Origin of the sequence: Devosia sp. UYZn731 (genome assembly GCF_040546795.1) — a bacterium.
Taxonomy (GTDB): Bacteria; Pseudomonadota; Alphaproteobacteria; order Rhizobiales; family Devosiaceae; genus Devosia.
On sequence record NZ_JBEPOL010000005.1, the window covers coordinates 133,133 to 153,360 of the forward strand.

Sequence of the window (20,228 nt, forward strand, 5' to 3'; positions counted from 1 at the left end):
TCCTCCGCCAATTCTGGAGGTCTTGTGAACCCTGGATGACAGTCGCGCTAGGCGCGATCCGGCATGAGGTCATGCCGGAGGGCGCTTATTTTGCGGCGAGCGAGGGAAACACTTCGGCGGCAGTCGGAGCCAGCAGTTCGGGAATATCTGCCAGCTTGACCGTGAGCAGGTCCTCGCCACAGGCAAGGATGGCATGCGGCAGACCCTCAAGATCGAACACCACCTTATCGCCCGGCAGGAAGCGGACGCCCAGATTGCTGGCGATCAGGTCATTGATGCCGCAATCGTCGTCGGAGGCGGCATCCTCGGTGGTCTTGTTGGCGATGACGTAGTCGATCAGCGTCTGGCCGGCCTGCCAGGTGTAGTCTTGGGGGGCGGCGCGCGCGGCAGCCTGGTCGACCGGCGCGGAATAATCGGTGGTGTTGCTCACCGCGACCCAGTCCTTGAACACACGGGCAAGGGCCAGGGGCTCACCGGTCCCGGTGTCGATCATGAAGACATTGTCGTGATTGTTGGGGTAGGCGCCGGCGCACCAGGTGCTGCCCGATTCCGTCCAGGTGGTGAGCGTTGGCGACAGGTAGGTCATGGTGACAGTTTCGTCGTCATAGCCCGCCAGCGTGCCGATCCCCATGTCGAGCATGTCGTCGCGGCCGCCAAAGCCGGCGTAGATCTGCGACAGGCAATCGAAAGCGCCAAGGCTGATGCCGGCATGCGCGGTGGCCATGGCCAGGTTGGCAGGAGCGATATCGCCGCCATCGACCAGATCGACCAGGCGCGGAAAAGCGAACTTGGTGCGCGGGTCGGTGACGTAGCGGAAGTGCGAACCGTCCAGCGTCTCGAGGGGCCCCTCGATAAGCGGAATGGCCAGCTTGATGACGTCATAAGGGTCGGTCTGGGCCGACAATTCCGCGTCAGGAGAGTAGAACAGCGCGTCGGCGCTATCGGGCAGGCCATGGGGGGTGTGTTCGGTGCCATCGGGCAAGGTGCGCTGGCCGGCTTTTTGCAGGTCAATGGCCAGTGTCTTGGATTTGCCCCGGGCCTGCCAGGTGCCGGTTATGCTCCCGTCGACCGCCATCGACAGCGTCCAGGTTGCCGCCACCGGCCAGGACGTGACGTTGTAGTCGTCATCCACCGGGCAGAGCCCCGGCGCGCAGGGCGCCTCCTCGGTCAAGGCGACTTGCCCCGCCGCGCCCTCGGCCGCCTGCAGCGGAATATCGACGCCATGCTCGATATAGCTATAGCGCCCCACCACCGGGCCATCGGCCGGATCGGTCAACTCCACCACGATCGGCGCGCCATTGAGCGTGCCTTTGTAGGTGATCGCCTCGGCGGCGAAGCCGGGCGCGGTGAGAGCAAGCAAAGCGAGAACGGAGACGGATATGCGCATGGATCACCTGGGCTGAGTTGGCGCGACCCTAACAGCGGGGGTTGAACGGGGGCTGAACGAAAGGGTGGGCCGCGCCCTCCCGCGGGGCAGAGACATTGTGATGCAGCCGCACTCTGCAAAGCGATACGATCGTGCCCTTGAGGGAAAGGGCTAGAGTGGGGCCCGTGCTTGGTCAGGCACCATCTATTTCCGCTACCGCCTTTCAATCTCAATCGCCCCCCGCCTTCCCGCGGGCTTAACCCGCGGGCCACCCTCAGGCCGGCACAAGCGGTGAACGACCCGCGGATCAAGTCCGCGGGAAGACCGTGGGTGGGGAATGCTTTGGTTCGTCTCGTCTTATCTCTCAACGGCGCTGCAAGCCTGTCTTAATCGCCTTAAGTCGACGCCGCCTTCGGTCCATTCCCCGCGATCATCTCATCGGGAATATCGTCAAACGACGAGTAGTTCATATTGTACAGCTTGGCGTAGAGCCCGTTCAGATCCATCAGCTCATCATGGTTGCCGGTCTCGATCAGCTCGCCATTCTGCAGCACGATGATGCGATCCGCCCCGCGAATGGTGGCCAGCCGATGGGCGATGACCATGCCGGTGCGCCCTTCGAGCAGGATCAGCAGCGCCTTCTGGATTTGCCGTTCGGTATAGCTGTCGATATTGGCCGTCGCCTCGTCCAGCACGAGGATTTTGGCATCGGCCACCAGCGCGCGGGCAAAGCTCAGCAATTGCCGCTGCCCCAGCGACAGGTTGGAACCGCGCTGTTCCAGCACGCTGTCATAGCCGCCCGGCAGGCGCGAAATGAACTCGTGCGCCCCCACTGCCTTGGCGGCGGCGATTACATCGTCCAGCGTCGCCGAAGCCTTGTTGTAGCGGATATTGTCGAACACGCTGCCGGTGAACAGGAACGGCTCCTGGAGCACCATGGCGACCTGTTCGCCCAGCGATTCCTGGGTGATGTCGCGCACATCGTGGCCGCCCACGATCACCGCGCCGGATTGAACTTCGTAGAAGCGATGCACCAGCGACATGGCCGAGGTTTTCCCCGATCCCGTCGGGCCAACCAGCGCCACCGTCTCGCCGGGCAGAACCGTGAAGCTGACATTCTTGAGCACCGGCCGGTCGGCGCTATAGCCGAACACCACGTCCTTGAATTCGACCGAGCCATCCATGTCGCGCGTCAGCACCACGGCGTCGGGCTTGTCATTGATCGAAGCGGGAATATCGAGCACTTCGGTGATGCGGCGGCCCGAGGTCATGGCCCGCTGCATGATCGAATATTGCATCGTCAGCGAGCGGATCGGATCAAAAAAGCGCTGGATATAGAACAGGAACGTCACGATGACGCCGATTTCCATCCCGCCATTGAGCACCAGCGAGCCACCCACCACCACGACGATAGCCATGGCGATGCCGGTCAGGCTATCGACAATCGGCACCATGACCTGCGCAAAGCGCGAGCCGGTGAGCTGGGTCAAAAGGTTGGTATAGGCCTTGTCGTCATAGAGGTCGAAATTGACCTTCTGGCGATCCAGGTTCTGCACCGTGCGCACGCCATTGATGCCTTCGGCCATGGCGCCGGCGGTGATCGAATTGGTTTCGTGCGCCGCCCAGAAGGCACGCTTGGCCGGCGGCAGCCAGAAGATGCGCACGATGAACAGCACCGGCATGGTGGAGAGCGTCAGCAGCCCGAGCCGGAAATCCAGGCTCAACAGCACGACGACGATGCCGACCAGCAACACGATATCGCCGACCGAAATCACCGAGGTTTCGAGGAATTCCTGCATGGAATTGACGTCGCCCTGCAACCGGCTCATCAGCCGGCCGACTTCGGTCTTGTCCATGAAACTGAGCGAGACGCGTTGGAGCTGGGCGAACATGGCGCGGCGCATGTCGAACAGCACGTTTTCCGCCACCGCGCCGACCTGGGTTTCCTGCACATAGGAGGCGCCGAAGTTGACGAGGACAGCCACCGCAAAGGCGCCGACCGCCCAGAGCAGGTTGGCCTGGTCGCCGCCCTTGATCATGCCGCTATCGATGGCACGCCCGATAATCAGCGGGATCGCCAATTGGCTGGCGGTAAACACCAGCACGGCGATGACCGAGAGAACGATCTTGGCCCGGTAGGGCGAAACGAAGGCCCAGATGCGGCGCACCGTCTTGGGATCATAGGCCTTGCCGAAGACCTCTTCCTCGATGCGGTGCGAGCCCACGCTGGCGCGCGGGGGGCGCTGGCCGGGAAAGCTGGCGACGTCGCGCTCGTCTTCTTCGATGGCGCTCATTGTGCGGCGCTCCCGATTTCGAGGTCTTCGCTGGGGCGGGTCTGCAGGTCATAGAGCGCGCTGTAGCGACCGCCCTTGGCCAGCAATTCCTCGTGGCTGCCACGTTCGACGATCCTGCCATCATCGAGGAACAGGATCATATCGGCATGCATCAGCGAACTCAGCCGATGGGAAATAATCAGCGTCACCCGGTTGCTGGCATAGCGGCGCATGGCGCTGCGGATGCGGTGTTCGGTGCCGGCATCGATGGCGGCGGTGGAGTCATCGAACACCATGACAGCCGGCTTGAGCACCAGCGACCGCGCAATCGACAGGCGCTGACGTTGCCCGCCCGACAGCGACACGCCACGCTCGCCCACAATGGTCTCGTAGCCCGAGGGCAGACCCATGATGTAATTGTGCAGTTGCGCGCTTTCGGCGGCCTTTTCGATCTTGGTTTCCTTGGACCACGGATCGCCATAGGCGATGTTGTTCTCGATTGTAGTGGTGAACAGGAACGAGTCCTGCTGCACTACCGCGACCGAGCGGCGCAGCGATTGCAGCGACACCTGGCCAACATCCTGGCCATCGATGGTGATCTTGCCGGAGCTGACATCGTAAAAACGCGGGATCAGATGGGCGAGCGTCGACTTGCCGCTGCCCGGTGCGCCGACAATGCCCACGGTCTGGCCGGCTACGGCCTCGAAGCTGACGCCGTCCAGCGTCGGATGATTGGCGCCCGGATAGGTGAAGTGCACATTCTCGAACTTAAGCGTGCCCTTGGTGACCTTGAGGTCGGGCACACCCGGCACGTCCGCGATGGCCAGCGGCTCGTCGAGAAAGGCAAACAGGCGGTCGCCGCAGGTTGAGGCGCGGGCGAAGGAATTGACCATCAGGCCGAGCTGACGAACCGGCATCTGCAAAATGGTCATGAAGGTCAGGAACGAGGCCAGCGTGCCCACGCTCATGTCGCCGGCGATCACCTTATTGCCGCCGAACCACAGCACCAGCCCCATCGCTGTAAAGAACGAGAAGGTCATCGCCGAGGTGTTGCGTACGCGAATATTGACGCGGTCATGCGACAGCTCCAGCGCCTCCTTGGAGGCCCGGTCGAACTTGTCGAGCTCGAACTTCTGCGCCGAAAAGGCCCGCACGACACGAATGCCGCCGAGGTTTTCTTCCATGACGCGGGTCATGGCCGAAAGCTTGTCCTGCAGGGTGACCCAGGTCGCCCGCAGGGTGAGTTGCGCCACCGAGGAGCGCCAGGCCACGAAGGGCACGAAGCTCAGCGCCAGCAGCCCCAGCAACCAATCGGTGGAGAGCAACATGAACGCGCCGACCCCGATCAGCACGGCCAACAGCACCGTGCGCACGAGGCCCGTGGAAAAGAACATGCGCACGCCATCGAGGTCGAGCAGGCCCATGGTGATAAGGTCGCCGGTATGGACCTTGTCATGATAGGAATAGGACAGCCGCTGCACCTTGTCGTAAAAGGCGAGCCGCAATTCGTAGCCGACCTGATGGCCAACGGCTTCCGAATAATAGTTCTGCGCCAGCGTGAAAAACCCGCGCGCCACTGACACGCCGAGCAGGATCAGCGCGCTCCACAGCAGCGCCTGTTGCGCGCCCTCGGCGCCGGTGCTCAAAATACCCTGGGCCTGGTCGACCGCGTGCCCCAACAGGCGCGGGATCATCAATTGCAGCACCGAGGCGATAATCGTCGCCCCGATTGCGATGGAGGCCTGCCAAGGATGGCGCAGCGAATAGATGGTGATGCGGGTCAGCGGCCTTTGGCCTTTACCCACATGGGCATCGGCAACATGGGCTCGGGAGTCGCCGCGCAGATACGCACGGCCAACCTTTTCGGTGGTCACGGGAAATCCAGACTTCAACAATTGGGGCGCCCGGGCGAGGGGAGTCGGAGAAACCGGCCCCTGTTCGGGCAAATCGCGTATGGACGTATACAAAGCCCATTTTTTAGGCTGTTCAAGACCTAATTGAGGCTAACGGCACTCGATTATCGATATTTTGTGACAGCGCAAACTACTGTGCCGATGGTGCAACAGGATAAATTAGTGCCGAGCACTGGCGCGTGGTTTCGTCGAGCTTGGATTGCTCGGCAGCAGTGACCATGCCGGTATAGACGGCATTCCATAAATCGTTGTCGGCGACGCCCTTGAGCCCGCATTGGCAATAGGTGACGCAAAGCTGGGGCGAAGTGCCGCCTTCTTCGCAGGTGGAGTGGCACGAGGCCAGGAACTGGCTTTCCCGCGCCGCCACTTCGGGATGCAATATCCCCGCCAGCGGAAACAGAATGCCGAGCAGGGTCGGCTGATGCACGAGATAAATGATCAGGCTCCAGCGGCCCATTTTCGACAGCGTACGGGCCAGCCGATTGTCCGGCCGGATCGCGGCGAGCCAAACTGCGGCGCCCGATTCCAGCACCATCCGCGCGCCGATCACCCCGAGCAACACGATGCCCAGCCACGGGAATACCGAGACCAGGTCATTGGTCGGCGGCGCCTTGACCCAGAAGCCGATCCACGAGGTTTGCTTCAAATCAAAAAACGGATCGGAGTAGATTACCGGGAGCAGGATGACGATCGCTGCCACCGCCACCACAAGGGCCAGCGGCGCGCGCAGGAAGGGCAGCGCCAACAGGCTCGTCAGCGCGATGGCATGCAAAACGCCGAAATAGACGAAGCTATCGGGGAAGGCGAAGTAGGTGGCGATCGTAATGATGACTGCGGCGCCCACCACTATGGCCTCGCGCCGCCAGAAGGCCGGCCAGCGAATACCGCGCCCGTGGCCGAGCACTAGACCGATGCCGACCAGCAGCAGGAAGGCCGTCAGCACCAGCCGGCCGAAGATCACCCAGCCCAGCCCATAGCCGACATCGGCGTCGATGAACCGGAAATAGGCCAAGTCCCAGCAGAAATGGTAGATCGCCATGGCGATGATGGCGACGCCGCGCGCGATATCGAGCACGGCAAAGCGCGGGCGGGGGGCGGAAAGCTCAGTCATGGCGGGGCGAACCTTCCGGCATCTCGATACGGTCGCACCATGCCGCGCGCCGCCGCGCCGATCAATCGTGAAAGTCGGTCACCAACCGGTTCCAATCCTCGCCCATCAGGCCCCCAAGGTAGCAATCGCCCTTGAGCGCGGCATCGACGATCTCGTTATGCCTGGTGCTGATGCAATAGGCGCCCCGCGGCACGAAACTCATGCGCTTCTGCTGCCCCAGCGCCTCCAGCAGGAATGGCTGCGCCATGCCCTGCGCGGCAACGCATCCCAGCGCATCGAGATAGGCCAGCAGATGGCCCACCACGATGGCCTCGCTGCCGGGCGTCGTCATGATGTTGAGGACCTTGGCGGTGGCGCCCGGCCGCGCGTAGACGGCGCAGCAGCCGCAGAGGGCGCCACTATCGTCATGCACTTCCAGCAACCGCAACGGGCCATCGACGGTATTGCGGGCGGCCATGTCGAGCAGCCAGCCAAGCTCGTCGGGCGCCCATACAGGATGGACGGCAAAGCGTTCCACAAAGCGTGGCGCAGCGGCAATGAAGGCGGGGCGACACATAGGCGCAACATGCGCCACCGGTCCGGAGGACATCTTGGGCAACATGCGTCGCAGCATTGCATCGACAGGCAACGCCAAACCTGACACCAGCCGATGAACGAAAGGCGGCAGGCGCGAGCGAGCGCGGAGCGCCAACCAGCGGGCGGGCCGGAACACCATGCGCCAATCGAGGCTATGGATCGGCAATACCTTGCCGCCAACCGCTTTCCAGTGCCCGGCGCTGACCGCATTGGCACTGTCGGAAAAGCAGAAGTCCTGGTTGCGGGCGCGAATGGTCAGCACCATGCCGGCCCCGCCCCCGGTTCGCCGCTGCGGATCGGTCATGTAATTGCTCATCAGGCGCCCGGTGATGGTGCGGCCATGCACGCTGACCTGCATCGGAATGACCAGCAGCGCACTGTCGATCCGCCCATCCTCATCGCGATGCACGAGGCCCGCCCGCGCCGGATCATAGGAGGGGCTGCCAAAGAAGCTCTGCTCGAGATAGGCGCGGAATTCGTCGTCCGGGTGCTGATCGGGGCGGCGAAAAGCGCGATAGAAGATCGCCGCGACTGCGGGAATATCGGCCGGGTGCATCGGCGCGATGGCGCTGGGCTTGGTCATGACGTCCATTTCACAGCTCCTGCAGCGTCTGCGCCATGGTCTGGACAGCAATGCCACGGCTGACGACCATTTCCAGCACCGCGCCAAAATAGCTCGGCGAGCATCCGATGCCGGACGGATCGGTCCGCACGTCGTGGGTGTAGAAAATCAGCCAGCCGCCGTCGCGTTCGAGATCGTCCAGCAATGCGTACATGCTGCCGAGGCTGGAGCTGACGTCGTACAGTTCCTGCGCCCGCAAATGCGCCAGGTCGATCCAGCCCCGATTGATGCCGCCCGCTATGCCGCGCAGGCCGGCATAGCGGGCCGCCAGCACGGCCTTGGAGCGAATTGACACGACGCCGAACGGGTAAGCGAAGGAGGTCGGCGCTTGCCCGGTCAGCGTCGCGATCGCCGAGGTGTTGGCAGTCACATCGGCAATAAGGTCTTTGGTCGTGCTGCGCTGCACATTGATATGCTGGCTGGTGTGGCCACCGATGTCGTGCCCGCGCGCGGCAAGCTCCGCCACCACGTCGCGGCTGGCGATCGGCTGTCCGTTCTCGGACCCGCCGGCCAGGCCATCGGCGAAAAAGAACGTGCCGCGCGCATCGGCCGCTTCCAGCAGTGGCGCCGCGTGCTCGGCTGCCGAAAGCGGGAAATCGTCGAAGGTGAAGGTCACGACCGGCCGCTCCAGTGCGAGCCGGAACGGTCGATAGGGAACCGCCCGCGCCATCCGCCGCGACATGCCCAGCAGGCCATCGGCTGCGGTCATCATGATGCGACTTCCAGCATGGCCAGCGGCGTTTTGATGACACCGAGCCCCGCCAGCACATCTGCAAAGCGGGCGACGGCACGTTCGGTGGTGAAATCGGCCGCCCGCGCCTGCAGCAGCATCGGATCGGCCGGCCGATCGAGCGCCACATCCATCGCGTCAACCAATCCGCATAGATCGCCAAGCGGCACCAATGCGCCCAAGGCACCGTCGCGCAGAATCTCGCGCGGCCCATGCGGCGCGTCGGTCGCCACCACCGGCACGCCGCAAGCCAACGCCTCCACGATGGCATTGCCGAACCCCTCATGCCGCGAAGTGCTGACGAACAGCGAGGCCTCACGCAGATAGTCGATCGGTTCGGCCACAAAGCCGGGCAGGTGCACGATCCCCGTCAGGCCGAGCGTCGCAATCTGCCGCTCCAGCGCTGCCCGTTCCGGCCCCTCCCCCAGGATCCGCAAGCTCACATCGCGCACCTCACGCAATGCGGCGAAACCCGCGATCAAGGTGGCGAAGTCCTTTTCCGGCGACAAGCGCCCGATGCCGACAATCAGGCCTGGCGTCCGCGCCGCCGGCTGCGAAATGTCCGCAAGCCGCGCCTCGGTCAACACCGCATTGGTGCCCAGGTTGATCGCCCGCTCCGGCCGCACCCCGAACCGGGCGATGAGGTCCTGCCGCACACCTTCGGTCAAACTCAGCACGCGATCGGCCAGCGGATAAAACAGCGGCGCCAGCCGGTAGGCCATACGGTTTTGAACATATGGGTCGTCCCGAAGGGCCTGCACGGGACTCGCCACCTCGCGCAGCACGATGCGGGGCCGGATATTACGCGCGAGCGTTTGCGAGGCCAGCACCAGCAACCCATTCGCGGCCGCTTCGGAGGCAATGACGACGGCCGGACGCAGTGATCGCAGCATGCTGACCAGCGCGGGCGCAGCAAGCGCCATGCGGCGCTTGCGCCCCTGCCCCAGGTCGATCACGGGCATGTCCGGCTCGATCAATGCCCGCAGTGGACCGCCGACATCCAGCGTCGCAATAGCCATCGGCCAGCCATCACGATGCAGCCCATTGGCCAGTTCCACCGCATCGCGCTGCGCCCCGCCGCCCGAAAAGGCGCGCACCAGCATGACGATCCGGCCGGATCTATTTTTAGAAATTTCAAACATGTCTCAACAACGCGAATACCATGGGCAATTGTGTTACACATTCCTTGGTATTTGTAATTGCATCGCGCCGAACACTTCATTACTGAGTTAATTGTACTGGAAACTACTTATCCATGTATACTTATAAAGAGCTTCGTCCTTGAACGATCGCCATGCCAGTCTCTATCTGGTGTCGCGCGTTGCCGCGGCGGTCCTCAACCTCATCTCGGTGGCGCTGTTCACCCGGCTGGCGCCGCCCGACGTGTTCGGGCACTACCTCGTGGGCTTCGCCACAAGCTTCATCGTCTTCGGCACGGCGTTCCAATGGCTGCTGCACGCCCATTTCGGCGTCTACACCCCGGCCCGCGCCACGCGGCTGGCTGTCGCCCTGTGCGCGCTGCTGGGGGCTATCGCCCTTGCGGCCCTGATCGTTCTGGGCGGCGCGATAGCATTTGGGCTAATCGGCGCCCCACAAGGGCTCGGCATCGCCGCGCTCGTGCTCGGGCTGGTCGTGCACATCGCGGCCGTGGAGGTTGGCCGGGCGCAACTGCTGGTCGGTCAGGTGACGGTGGCCAGCCTGCTGCGCGGCGTGCTGATGCTGGCCTTGGGTTGCGCCACGCTGCTGGTGCTCAAGGATGCTACGGCGCTGCTGGCAGCCATTGGCCTGACGCATATCCTGGCAGCACTGCCGGTGCTGCTCGCGTTGCGGCAGGGCATATGGAAAGCCGGATTTGTCTCGCCCGAGCGCAGCGATGTGCTGGCCCTGTTGACCTATGGCTGGCCGCTGATCCTGGCCTTGATGGCCGGGGCGCTGTCGATCAATCTCGACCGCATCGCGCTGGGCTGGTGGGCCGGAGCCGGCGCCGTGGGCCCCTATGGGGCGGTGGCCGATATCATCCGCCAGAGCTTCGTCGTCCTCGGCGAAGCCATCGCCGCCGCCTATGTGTCGCAAGCCAAGGCGCTGGCAGCCGAGCGGGAAGCCAGCCGCACCATCCTGAGGCGGGCCTTCGTCACGCTCTGGGTCATCGTGGTATTCGGCGTCGTCGGTTTCGTGTTGTTCGGCACCGGCGTGATCAGCGTCGTGCTGGCGCCGGACTATCGCGATAGCGCGCTGGCGGCGATGCCCATCCTGGTGCTGGGCACCGCCTGCCTCGTGCTCCGCGCCTATTATTTCGGCCAAGTCATCTACTTCGCCGGCTCAGCCCGGCGCGAGGTCCGGGCGTCGCTGCTGATGGTTGCAGTGGCCGCGGCAAGCTGCGCGATCCTGATCCCGCCATTCGGGCTGATCGGCGCCGCCACCGCCTTCACGGCCACCCAGGCCACGGGCCTCGCCTATTTCCTTATCGCCGACCGCAAGACGGCGATCATGCCCATCGACTGGACGCAAGCCGGCACCGCTACAGTCATAGCCATTGCCACGGCGCTGCTCGCGGCCCTCATAATGGCGGGATTGGGCGGCGTCGTGGGCTGGTTCGGCGGACTCGCCATCACCCTGCTGGGCGGGATTGGGCTGGCCGTCATGTGGAACCTGTTCGATCTTGGACGGATCGCCGCCTATCTGCTGACCCGCCTCGCGCCCTCAAGCAGAAGCTCATAGGCATCGAGCATCGGCGCAATGCCATGTCGGTCGGCCATCGCTCGGGCCGAAGCAGCGCGGTGCGCGGCATCGGGATATTGGGCCAGCATGGAGCGCACGACAGCGGCGAGGCTCGCCGCATCGGCGGGCTGATGAAACTGGGCCAGGCCATGCCCGCAGGCGGGCTGCAGGACTTCCCGCAGCACCGGCAAATCCGCCGCCACGATGGGCAGGCCGGTCATGCCGGCCTCGACCACCGCCAGGCCGAAGGTTTCCCATATCGAGGGGAAGACGTAGAGATCGGCTGCGGCCAGCAGGCTCGCCACAGTGTCGCGCGGCCGATCGCCGATCAGATGCAGCCGGTCGGCGACCCCCAGGGCTTTGGCTTGCGCCGCCAGCGCCCCGCGCTCGCTGCCTTCGCCGGCGATGATCAAATGCATGCTGGGGAGTCTGGCCAAGACCGCGACAGCCACCGCATGGTTTTTCTGCGGCGTCAGCCTGCCGGTACTCACCAATAGGGGCGCTTGCGACGGAATGAGCAGGGCCGAGCGCCAGTTGAACGAGAACTTTGGCCGCGGCAGAGGCGACACGCCATGCAGGATGGTGCGAAGGCGCGCCCGATAGGCGGCAGGATAAGGTGCGTAAGCCAGTTCGGTAGCCCGGGAATTGGCGATGACCACGGTGTGCAGACCCAGTGCGCCACAGCACAGGTCAAGGAGGCGCCAATGAGGGCGCACGGCATGCGGCATGGCCGTTTGGTGAACGGCACGCACCGGAATGTGCCCGATCCAGCCAAACACCGCCGCGACCACGCTGGCGGCCGCCTGATACGACAGCACGGCGTCGTAGCGCCCCACCAGCAAGGCTCGCACCACCTTGACCGCATGGGCAAGACGCGCTGGCAACTTGCCGCCGATATCGAGTGCCAGCGTGACCACCTCGATGTCGCGGTCCCGCAACCCCGCTTCGATCATGCGGGTCAGCACCTGCACGCCGCCGGGCTCGTCGCGGGTGACCAGTTGCAGGACACGGGTCATCGCGCGCGCGACCACAGCCGCAGGCAGACGATCGACAGCAGGCCGGTGAACCAGATGGAGTCGCCGCGATTGAACAGCACTGCCTCGAGGCTGGAGATCATCAGCGTGAACAGCCAGCCCTGCACCAGGAATTCGAGAAAGGCCGCCTCGGTGGCGTCAAGCGCCTTCCGGCGAATGGTCGCAATGTGCCTCAACGGCGCATAGCCGGCCCAGATCAGCACCAGCAGCAAGCCGGGCAAACCTGCCGAAATGGCCACATCGAGGAAACCGTTATGCGCGTGGGACACCTGGGCCGCCGTATCGCCCGAATTGGCGAGGCCATAGGCGGCGCCGGTATCCCAGAAGATGTTGTAGCCGAACCCGGTCAGCGGCCTTGCACCGGCAGCCTCCAGCCCAAGCGTCCAGATATCGGCGCGGCCGGTGAAGGTTGGATCGGGGAGATGGGCGACCACGGCGCCGACCGCGGGAAACGCCACTGAACCGAGCGTCAGCAGCGCCAGCCCGGCTACGGTCATGAAGGCCACCACGGCAACAACCATCGGGTTGCGCAGTCGAACGATCAATGCTGCGGCCACCAGCGTCGGCAGCACCAGCAACGCCGCCGATTTGCCACCCGACATGATCAGCAAGATCATCGAGCCGGCGATCACCACGGCGCCCCAACCCTTGTTGGCCACCCGCCACAGCAGGAGGCCGGCGAACACGAAATGGATGGCCATCGGCGCCAGGTCGTTCTTGTGGCGGAACACGCCGCGCCAGTCGCCCGCCAGACCCTGCTCGACATTGTCGCGCGCTGAATGGATCGCCAGGTCAGGCACGAACAGCACGCCCAGGAAACACAGCGCCACCGCAATGCTCACCGCCACGCCGTAGCTAGTGACGAAGTCCGCAAATCGGGCGAATAGCTGCGGCAGGCAAAAAGCGATGACGATGACTACGCCCGCCAGCACCAGCCGGTTCAGCGCCAGGCCGGGACTGGGCGAGATCACCGATGTCAGCGCGAACCAGACGAAGATGGCCAGGAGCCCGGGGCTCATGGCATGCCAGAGCTGGCGCATCTGTCCATCGCGGACGACCATCCACAGCGCGCCGCCCGCAATGGCCAGGGTCAGGTTGCGGCGCAGCGCATTGGACTGGGTCGGATCATCCAGCACGCCATAATTCTGCAGGCTGGCGAGGGGTTGCGCCTGCGTCCACAGCACCAGCATGGTGAATACCACGAAGGCAATGACCAGCAGGCGCCCGGCATCGATTCCGCCGACGGCGCGGCCCAGCGTCTGGCTGTCAGCGCTCATGGCGATCACGCCCGAGATGGCAAATTCGCCGTCCGAACTGGCGCTGGGTGAGCATAAGCATGGCCGCATGCGGATTGGTGGTGAGATAGCGCAAGAGCAGGCGGCGCGGTTCCTGAACAAGCCGATAGGCCCATTCAAGCCCGTTGTCCTGCAGCCATTGCGGCGCGCGGCTGGCCGAACTGGAAAGAAAATTGAACAGCCCGCCGCTGGTCTTGATCAGCCCGACATTAGGCAGCGCATGGGCAAAACGCATATAGAACTGCTGTTCGCGCGGCACTCCTAGCGCCACCCAGAGCAGGTCCGGCCCCACCGCATTGATCTCGGCGACCCGCCTGATCCATTCGGCGTGGCTATGATAGCCATGCATGCGCCCCACAATGCGCAGATGCGGATAGGTTGCGCGCACATTGGCCACCGCGCGGGCGTTTTCGGCCTCGCTGGAACCCAAAAAATACATGGTCAGCGGCCGGCTTTTGGCGGCCCGCGCCACATCGTGGAACAGGTCGGTCGTCGCCACTCGCTCGGGCAAGTCAAAGCCGGTGACCTGTCGGCTCGCCAACACCATGGGCTGGCCATCGGCGCTGACCAGATCGGCAAACAGCATGGCCTCGCGCAGGTCGCCATCGCGGGCCGCGTTGGACAGCACCTGGCCATTGACGCTGGTGGAGATCCAGGGCCGATCACCGCGGCGGAACTTCACCGCCAGGTCGATCAGCAATTGCGTTGTGCGGGCGCGGTCCAGCCGAGCCACCGGCAGGCCGGCGAATTGCACAGTCTCGAAGCGGGGAAAAGCATGGGCCGGAACCGGCTTGGGCCGCAGCGCGGGGGGCGAAAGGCGGCGTCTCATGATCTGTCTGCCGGCGCAAGTATCAACGGTTCGGCAGCAGCCGAGCTTCGCAACTGATCCCGCACGAAGCGGCCATAGGCCGAGGGAGATGCGCCATCGGCGGCCAGCAATGCCGGGGTGGCGCCCGGGCTGTAGCACCAGGCGGTATGGCCCAGTCCCAGCCCGTCGAGAATGTCGGCAACGAAGGGGCGGGCAAAGTCGTCGAGCCCGCCGGTCAGATCACCGAGGCCATCAGGCAGGAAGCCCCATTCCGTCACGACGATGGGCTTTTGCGCGGCCAACCCCGCGAGGCTCTTGAACCAGCGATCGGGGTCGTCGCGATCCTCGTTGGGATAGACGTGCCACGCATAGGCGGTGCGTGGATCGTCCATCGGCGCAGCGGCCGCGCCGATCAGGTCATGCGCCCAGCGGCCGCCCGCACAGAGGATGACATTGTCGCTGATGGCGCGGATGGCCGCCGTCAGCTCCACCCATGCGGCGCGGAACTGCGGCCAGCCGGCGCCGTCGGACACCCAATGGTGATCGTCAGTAACCGGCTCGTTCCACAGCTCGAACAGGATCGCCGGGTCATTGCCGTAGACCTTTGCCATGGCGCGCCAGAAGTCGGCTGCGTCCTCGATGGTGGACAGATAAGCGTCCGCCAGCAGCCCCCATTCGGGCGGAGGGATCGGCTGATACATGCCGGGAAAGCCGATGGCGTGCCAGTCGATGATGACGAACAGGCCCTGCGCCCGCGCCGCCTGCACATCGGCATCGAGCAGCGCTGCCATCTGGTTGCGATCATACCGCCAGTGGCCAGGATGCACGCTGATGCGCACGCAATTGGCCGACCAGTCTGTTGCCACCGTCATGTAGTCGCTCAGCGAGCGGCCGGCGCGGATATAGACAGGATCGCCCATGGCAACACCGCGCAGCCGCAGGATTTGGCCATTCCAAGTCATGCGATGGCCGTCGATCTCAATGCGCGTTGCCGGTTGCGCACGGGCGGGCAGAACACCGGCCACCAGCAACCCGGCGACCACGGCACGGCGAGACAGATCACGCATGGTCCCGTCCCTTTGCGGGCATGCCCTGCAGACCCAGCCCGATCCCCGCTCCCGCCAAGAGGCCAAACAACAGCGCCACTGGGAGCAGAAGGCTCAACTTGGGCGGAAAGCTGCGGCTGACCGGCGGCGAGGCCTGCGACACCACCTGGGCATTGAGTGTATCGATCTGCGCTTGTTCGGCGGTTTCGCGCGAGCGCAGCAGGGCATCCTCATAGACGGCCTTGCTGGCGTCTGCCTCGCGCTCCAACTGGCGCAGGCGGACCCGCTTGCTGTCGGTGCTCTGCAAGTCCCCCGTGAGCCCCGAAACGCGGCCATCGAGCGAGGCGGCATTGTCCTTGGCGCGATCGAGATTAAGTTCGGCGCTGGCCAGCAAGCGGTCAATTTCAGCATTGAGTGCAGCGCGAGCGCCAGCCACGCGCTCCTTTGCCGCCAACAGGCGCGGATGCTGCGCACCCAGTGTGGCGGACAGCACGGCGGCATCGCTGCTGGCAACCTGTAACTCGCCACGCAACCGAACCATATCGGGCGACCCCTGGGCCTCCGGCAGCGCCATGATGCGGTTCGGATCGCCGGCCAGTGCTTGCAACTGATCGAGCTGGATTTGCGCCGATGCGACAGCCGCATTTGCCGACAGCAGGCCCTGATTGGCTTGGCTGACCTCGCCTTCGAGCAGTGATTGCCCGCCCGTCTCGACGATATTGTTGGCGCTCTTGAAGCTCTCGACGGCGTTTTCGGCCGTTTCCAGTTCCTTGAGCAATTGCGCCAGCCGCCCCTCGAACTCGCCCGAGGCACGCCCTGCCTGGCCGGCGCGCTGGCTTTCACGCAGATTGAGATATTGCTGCACAACGGCATTGGCGATCTCGGCGGCGCGGGTGGCGCTTTCGGATTCGGCATGCACATCGACCACATAGGTACGGTCGAGCCGAACCACGTAAACCGCCTTGCCCAGGGCCGTCACCGCGCGCTGCAGATCATCGACATCGGCGCCGGGCGGTCCGTTGAGCACGTGATCGAGCCACGCCTTGAGCGGGCTGCCGCTGCCGACGAATTCGGGATCGTGGTCCAGATCGAGCTGGATGGCCACTGCCCGCAGCACCGATTGCGAGGCCATGACGCGGGCCTGGCTTTCGATCAGCACCACGCCGGCATCGCCCCCTGCCGCATTGGGGGCGAGATCGCGTTCCAGCAATTGCAGGTTCTGCGGATCGATATAGATCTGCGCGCTGGCCCGATAATTAGCTGGCATCACCTGACAGAAGACCACTGCCAGTGCGCCGAACGCCAAGGCGGTCGATAGCGCCCAGCCCTTGGTGCGCCACAGCCGCGAACCGAAGTCGCCCAGGCTCAGCGGCAGGGACGGCAGTCCGGGAAAGCCTGGCGCCGGGTCGCTGCGAAACATCGAGTGGCTGACCGATGACGGAGCAGGCAATGACGCGGCCGGGCTTGATCGAAAAGCACGGACCAGCGCTTCGCCGGAAGATTCCGTCCTGAAAGAGTTCGCCATCACTGCCCCCAATAGATCATGCTTAACGGTTTATTACCGCTGCAGATTTTCTAGCAGGTGAGATGAACTTCAGGTAATGAAACGCGCTCTTTACCTTAACCGCGCGAGTTTCAACGCAGGACTACATAGCTGAATACTTACGCGCATTTACGTATGCCGATCCAGAACAGCCAAGAACGCGTCGCCGTAGCGCTCCAGCTTGGCCTGGCCGACCCCGGGCAGCTCCAGCAGGTCATGCAATTGGCGCGGCCGCGCCAGCGCCATGGCGCGCAAGGTGGCATCCTGGAATACCACATAAGGCGGCACGCCCTGTTCCTTGGCGATGCGCAGGCGCTCGGCGCGCAGGGCATTGAATACCGTCATCGCCGGCTCGGCCAATTGCACCGCGCCCGCCAGTTGTCGGCGCACATCGGCGGCCTTTTTCGGCTGGTCCTTGCGCAGCGTCACCTTGCGCTCATGCTTGAACACGGCGCGGGCGCCCTCGCCCAGCGTCAGCGCCCCATGGGCGGCGTGGTCGACCACCACAAGGCTATTGGCGGTCAATTGCCGGAGCACCGATTGCCAGGTCTTGGCGTCGATATCCTTGCCGGCGCCAAACACGGCCTGGTTCTGGTGGCCGAAGCGCTCGACTTTTTCGGTCGCTTTGCCCACCAGCACATCAATGACATGGGCCGCGCCGAACCGCTGACCGGTGCGATAGATCGCCGCCAGCGCCTTGATGGCCGCCTCGGTGCCGTCCCAGCTCTCCACCGGGGATCGGCAGGTGTCGCAATTATTGCAGGGCGCCTCATAGGTCTCACCGAAATGCGCCAGGATCGCCTTGCGGCGGCAATCTGCCGTTTCGCAGACGCCGAGCAGTGCGTTGAGCTTGGTGTGCTCGACGCGCTTGACCTCGTCGGGCGCATTGCCCTCGTCGATCATGCGGCGGCGCTGCACCACGTCGGCCATGCCATAGCTCATCCAGGCATCGGCCGGCGCGCCATCGCGGCCAGCACGCCCGGTTTCCTGGTAATAGGCTTCAATGGAGGCCGGCAGGTCCATATGGGCGACATAGCGGACGTCGGGCTTGTCGATGCCCATGCCGAAGGCCACGGTCGCGACCATGCAGATATTGTCTTCGCGCAGGAACGCGTCCTGGTTGGCGTTGCGGCGCTCGGCGCTGAGCCCGGCATGATATGGCAGAGCGGGAATGCCCTTGCCCGAGAGCCATTCGGCGGTGTCTTCGACCTTGGCGCGCGACAGGCAATAGACGATGCCCGAGCTGCCCTTGTGCGCGGCGAGGAAACTCAGCAATTGATCGCGCGCCTTGTCGCGCTCGACGATCGAATAGGCAATATTGGGACGATCGAAGCTGGTGGTGAAAACCTTGGCGGTTTCCAGCCCCAGCCGCTCGATAATGTCTTCGCGCGTCGTCGGATCGGCGGTCGCGGTCAGGGCGATGCGGGGGACGCCGGGGAACAGCTCGGTCAGCTTGCTGAGCTCACGATATTCCGGTCGGAAATCATGCCCCCACTGGCTCACGCAATGGGCTTCATCAATGGCGAACAGCGCAATATCGATGCCCGACAGCATGTTGGCAAAGCCCGGCGTCGCGACCCGTTCGGGGGCGACATAGAGCAGATCGAGCTCGCCATTGCGCAATTGGCGGCGCACGTCGGCGGACTCTTCTGGGGTCAGCGAGGAGTTCAGCGCCGCCGCCGGCACACCCGCCTGACGCAAAGCCTCGACCTGGTCGCGCATCAAGGCAATCAGCGGCGAGATGACAATGCCGACGCCGGGGCGGCAGATGGCGGGTATCTGGAAGCAGGCCGACTTGCCGGCGCCGGTCGGAAACAGCACTACCGCGTCACCGCCATCGGTGACGTGGCGGACCACCTTTTCCTGCTGCCCGCGAAAGCTCTGATGGCCAAAGATATCGCGCAGCACAGCCAGCGGGTCGCGGGGCCTGCGCACGTTTCCCGTGCCGAACATGTCGTATGTCGAATCCAGCGCGTTCACCCTGCCCTTGAATCATGAGCGGGGGTGAGCCGCAAGGCGGTCACGGGCGCGAGTGTGGATAATCGCGAGTTTATCCGCGGCTAGTGCGCGGCGTGGCTCTCGGCATTGCGCTTGCGCGTCGCGGCGCCCTTCTTGGCGGATGCCGAGCGTTCGGCGGCGGTGCGGTTCGCGGCGGCCTTGCCACCTTTTTCGCCGCCCTTATGCGTTGCGGGATGGCCAGTATCCTTGCCGCGGCCGGAGCCGGACGGTGGCCCAGGCCCTCCGCTCGGCTTCCTTTTCGGAGACGCCGCGATCCTCATAGCCCTCGGCTATGTGGTCGGCCTTGCGCTCCTGCTTGTCCGTATAGGCAGATTTATCCCCTCTGGGCATGATGCTCTCCTCGGAAAATTGGTGAGGCGTGACGCGGGCGGGATAAGGGCTCGGCTGCCATTTCGTTGGCCAGGATGGGAGACCGGAAAAACCGTCCTGTTCCCTATGCCGCCATGTCCGGTCGACGCGCGTCCACGCCTCGGCATGAAAACATGTGAGGCCAAAAAATGTTCCCTATGGTGCGCTTGCGAACCTAAGAGACAGGGATCGGCTTGCTGAGAAATGGCGATCCCCGCAGCACGAACCGCCAAGGCGTATCGACGCCCTTGGTGAGGCCGATGCGCGGTCCGGTGGCGATGTCGGCCACGGCGGAAGCAGGCAGCAGAGTGAACGGGGCCTCGTCGAGCGGCATGGCATTCTGCGCGATCGTTATGCCCAGCGCCTGGCACAGCTTGCCGGGACCGGAACACAACTGCCGCGCCGCCAACCCTCCACGCCGTTCGGCCATGGTATCGAGGCCATGGGTCGGCTGCAGCGCCCGGATCAGCACAGCGCTGCCGGGCTGGCAGACGAAGTTGAGGCACCAGTGGATGCCGTAGATTTTATAAACATAGGCGTGGCCGGCCGGACCAAACATCGCGGCATTGCGCAGCGTTGGGCCGTTGAACGTATGCGAGGCAGGATCGGACGGATCGTAGGCTTCCGTTTCAACGATAATGCCGCCCACGCCATCGACCAAAAGCGTGGTGCCGATCAGGTCGCGCGCCACCTCCAGCATGGGGCGGTCGAAGAAGGAACGGTCGAGCGGATGGATTTCGTGCGACATGCGTCGCTTTTGCGCAGCCAAACGGGCGGCGTCAAGCTAGCATGAACTCGGGGCCGGCTGGCGCGTTGTGCCCACTCC

Annotated in this window: 15 protein-coding genes and 1 pseudogene; 1 reads left to right on the forward strand and 15 read right to left on the reverse strand. The window is 64.3% G+C overall.

The window, feature by feature from the left end; translation table 11 throughout:
• Window positions 1–85: 85 nt before the first annotated feature.
• The 7 genes from ABIB57_RS13680 to ABIB57_RS13710 form a co-directional block, all read right to left on the reverse strand.
• Window positions 86–1,387 (reverse strand): hypothetical protein, encoded by a 1,302-nt coding sequence (locus ABIB57_RS13680; protein WP_354041540.1) that lies wholly within the window; start codon window positions 1,385–1,387, stop codon window positions 86–88.
• A gap of 374 nt (window positions 1,388–1,761) precedes the next feature.
• A complete protein-coding gene (locus tag ABIB57_RS13685) occupies window positions 1,762–3,660 on the reverse strand; it encodes an ABC transporter ATP-binding protein (RefSeq protein WP_354041541.1) in 1,899 nt (632 codons plus the stop codon).
• Window positions 3,657–5,513 (reverse strand): ABC transporter ATP-binding protein, encoded by a 1,857-nt coding sequence (locus ABIB57_RS13690; protein ID WP_354041542.1) that lies wholly within the window; start codon window positions 5,511–5,513, stop codon window positions 3,657–3,659. Before ABIB57_RS13690 ends, ABIB57_RS13685 begins: the two co-directional genes overlap by 4 nt.
• A gap of 169 nt (window positions 5,514–5,682) precedes the next feature.
• Window positions 5,683–6,663, reverse strand: a complete 981-nt coding sequence (locus ABIB57_RS13695) for a heparan-alpha-glucosaminide N-acetyltransferase (protein WP_354041543.1) — start codon at window positions 6,661–6,663, stop codon at window positions 5,683–5,685.
• Between the two features lie 61 nt (window positions 6,664–6,724).
• Complete coding sequence (locus ABIB57_RS13700; RefSeq protein WP_354041545.1) at window positions 6,725–7,831, reverse strand: GNAT family protein; 1,107 nt, start codon at window positions 7,829–7,831, stop codon at window positions 6,725–6,727.
• A gap of 1 nt (window position 7,832) precedes the next feature.
• Entirely contained in the window at window positions 7,833–8,573 is a 741-nt protein-coding gene (locus ABIB57_RS13705) for a polysaccharide deacetylase family protein (RefSeq protein ID WP_354041546.1), read from the reverse strand.
• Window positions 8,570–9,733, reverse strand: coding sequence for a glycosyltransferase (locus ABIB57_RS13710; protein ID WP_354041547.1), 1,164 nt, complete (start codon window positions 9,731–9,733; stop codon window positions 8,570–8,572). The genes ABIB57_RS13705 and ABIB57_RS13710 overlap by 4 nt, the downstream gene beginning before the upstream one ends.
• Window positions 9,734–9,872: 139 nt before the next feature.
• Here ABIB57_RS13710 and ABIB57_RS13715 point away from each other — a divergent pair, with 139 nt between their 5' ends.
• Window positions 9,873–11,309, forward strand: a complete 1,437-nt coding sequence (locus ABIB57_RS13715; protein WP_354041548.1) for a lipopolysaccharide biosynthesis protein — start codon at window positions 9,873–9,875, stop codon at window positions 11,307–11,309.
• Here the strand turns inward: ABIB57_RS13715 and ABIB57_RS13720 are convergent.
• From ABIB57_RS13720 to ABIB57_RS13755, 8 genes and pseudogenes are all read right to left on the reverse strand, one after another.
• A complete protein-coding gene (locus ABIB57_RS13720) occupies window positions 11,267–12,325 on the reverse strand; it encodes a glycosyltransferase family 4 protein (RefSeq protein WP_354041549.1) in 1,059 nt (352 codons plus the stop codon). The genes ABIB57_RS13715 and ABIB57_RS13720 overlap by 43 nt on opposite strands.
• A complete protein-coding gene (locus ABIB57_RS13725; protein ID WP_354041550.1) occupies window positions 12,322–13,620 on the reverse strand; it encodes an O-antigen ligase family protein in 1,299 nt (432 codons plus the stop codon). Before ABIB57_RS13725 ends, ABIB57_RS13720 begins: the two co-directional genes overlap by 4 nt.
• Window positions 13,610–14,467: a WecB/TagA/CpsF family glycosyltransferase gene (locus ABIB57_RS13730; RefSeq protein WP_354041551.1), complete on the reverse strand. Its 858-nt coding sequence runs from the start codon at window positions 14,465–14,467 to the stop codon at window positions 13,610–13,612. Before ABIB57_RS13730 ends, ABIB57_RS13725 begins: the two co-directional genes overlap by 11 nt.
• On the reverse strand, window positions 14,464–15,513 hold the full coding sequence (locus tag ABIB57_RS13735) for a glycoside hydrolase family 5 protein (RefSeq protein WP_354041552.1): 1,050 nt from the start codon (window positions 15,511–15,513) through the stop codon (window positions 14,464–14,466). The genes ABIB57_RS13730 and ABIB57_RS13735 overlap by 4 nt, the downstream gene beginning before the upstream one ends.
• The gene (locus tag ABIB57_RS13740; protein ID WP_354041553.1) at window positions 15,506–16,912 is read right to left on the reverse strand and encodes a GumC family protein; all 1,407 of its coding nucleotides are present in this window, start codon (window positions 16,910–16,912) and stop codon (window positions 15,506–15,508) included. The genes ABIB57_RS13735 and ABIB57_RS13740 overlap by 8 nt, the downstream gene beginning before the upstream one ends.
• Before the next feature lie 252 nt (window positions 16,913–17,164).
• On the reverse strand, window positions 17,165–18,988 hold the full coding sequence (gene recQ, locus ABIB57_RS13745) for a DNA helicase RecQ (RefSeq protein ID WP_354041554.1): 1,824 nt from the start codon (window positions 18,986–18,988) through the stop codon (window positions 17,165–17,167).
• A gap of 107 nt (window positions 18,989–19,095) precedes the next feature.
• A pseudogene (locus ABIB57_RS13750) lies at window positions 19,096–19,384 on the reverse strand (plasmid stabilization protein).
• A 193-nt stretch (window positions 19,385–19,577) separates the two neighbouring features.
• A complete protein-coding gene (locus tag ABIB57_RS13755) occupies window positions 19,578–20,150 on the reverse strand; it encodes a DNA-3-methyladenine glycosylase (protein ID WP_354041555.1) in 573 nt (190 codons plus the stop codon).
• Window positions 20,151–20,228: the final 78 nt, after the last annotated feature.

Excerpts from the sequence above, each read along its gene's own strand:
- ABIB57_RS13680 (WP_354041540.1), bottom strand. The coding sequence starts at position 1,387 with ATGCGCATATCCGTCTCCGTTCTCGCTTTGCTTGCTCTCACCGCGCCC.
- ABIB57_RS13685 (WP_354041541.1), bottom strand. The coding sequence starts at position 3,660 with ATGAGCGCCATCGAAGAAGACGAGCGCGACGTCGCCAGCTTTCCCGGC.
- ABIB57_RS13695 (WP_354041543.1), bottom strand. The coding sequence starts at position 6,663 with ATGACTGAGCTTTCCGCCCCCCGCCCGCGCTTTGCCGTGCTCGATATC.
- ABIB57_RS13700 (WP_354041545.1), bottom strand. The coding sequence starts at position 7,831 with ATGGACGTCATGACCAAGCCCAGCGCCATCGCGCCGATGCACCCGGCC.
- ABIB57_RS13705 (WP_354041546.1), bottom strand. The coding sequence starts at position 8,573 with ATGATGACCGCAGCCGATGGCCTGCTGGGCATGTCGCGGCGGATGGCG.
- ABIB57_RS13710 (WP_354041547.1), bottom strand. The coding sequence starts at position 9,733 with ATGTTTGAAATTTCTAAAAATAGATCCGGCCGGATCGTCATGCTGGTG.
- ABIB57_RS13720 (WP_354041549.1), bottom strand. The coding sequence starts at position 12,325 with ATGACCCGTGTCCTGCAACTGGTCACCCGCGACGAGCCCGGCGGCGTG.
- ABIB57_RS13725 (WP_354041550.1), bottom strand. The coding sequence starts at position 13,620 with ATGAGCGCTGACAGCCAGACGCTGGGCCGCGCCGTCGGCGGAATCGAT.
- ABIB57_RS13730 (WP_354041551.1), bottom strand. The coding sequence starts at position 14,467 with ATGAGACGCCGCCTTTCGCCCCCCGCGCTGCGGCCCAAGCCGGTTCCG.
- ABIB57_RS13735 (WP_354041552.1), bottom strand. The coding sequence starts at position 15,513 with ATGCGTGATCTGTCTCGCCGTGCCGTGGTCGCCGGGTTGCTGGTGGCC.
- ABIB57_RS13740 (WP_354041553.1), bottom strand. The coding sequence starts at position 16,912 with ATGTTTCGCAGCGACCCGGCGCCAGGCTTTCCCGGACTGCCGTCCCTG.
- recQ (WP_354041554.1), bottom strand. The coding sequence starts at position 18,988 with ATGTTCGGCACGGGAAACGTGCGCAGGCCCCGCGACCCGCTGGCTGTG.
- ABIB57_RS13755 (WP_354041555.1), bottom strand. The coding sequence starts at position 20,150 with ATGTCGCACGAAATCCATCCGCTCGACCGTTCCTTCTTCGACCGCCCC.